A 676-nucleotide genomic window follows, 5' to 3' on the forward strand; every position below is an offset into this window, starting at 1 on the left:
CAGACAACATAAAGCCCGTGTACTGTTAGATGGAGTCTATGGAGAATTGGGACCCTCATACCATGGTAGCGGCTATTGGATAGACCTTTTCAAACAACTTAAATTGGGGCATTTAATGAAGGAACTACAACTCCTTGGAAAGGAAGAAGGAAATCCCCCATGGTTAATCTTTGGCACGAAGGTAATCAGACCATTTTGGGAAGAACTCGGAATTGGCCCGGTTTCATCACCTATCAAAAAAGCGCTTACGACTCTTGCCCCTAACCTTTCAATACAAAAAGCTTTTCTTGAAAACCATACAGGCATGTTATTGCCTGAAATAATCGAGAGGTCAACGGCATATATGAGAAAAGAGGTCTCCGGGTTACACAGAATTCAATCTAATACAATACAAAGGCGACAAGGCATTGAATGCCTTATATGGATCACAGTCATATCAGACACTCTACTCCATTTGCAGATGTTCGGTTGTTAGAATTCGCACTGGCCGCTCCATCCAATTTTAAAGTCAATCAAGGCTGGAGACGCTATATGGTTAGAGCTGGGTTAGAAGGAATATTGCCAAAGAAAATCCAATGGCGCAAAACAAAAGATCATTTCTCTCCAGATTATAAATTGCGTTTCAATCAGCAACGAGCAGAAATTCAAAGTTTTCTTAAAAATCTTCAACCTTCAA

The 676-nt window shown here is 40.5% G+C and carries 2 protein-coding genes; both read left to right on the forward strand.

What is annotated here, in order from left to right; genetic code table 11:
- Positions 1–475: hypothetical protein (locus C1752_RS29625; protein WP_233501925.1), on the forward strand; the 475-nt coding region annotated here is incomplete at its 5' end.
- The coding region (locus tag C1752_RS30515) for an asparagine synthase-related protein (RefSeq protein ID WP_353962727.1) at positions 421–676 on the forward strand (256 nt) is incomplete at its 3' end. The genes C1752_RS29625 and C1752_RS30515, both read left to right, overlap by 55 nt.

Source organism: Acaryochloris thomasi RCC1774, assembly GCF_003231495.1.
Classification (GTDB): domain Bacteria; phylum Cyanobacteriota; class Cyanobacteriia; order Thermosynechococcales; family Thermosynechococcaceae; genus RCC1774.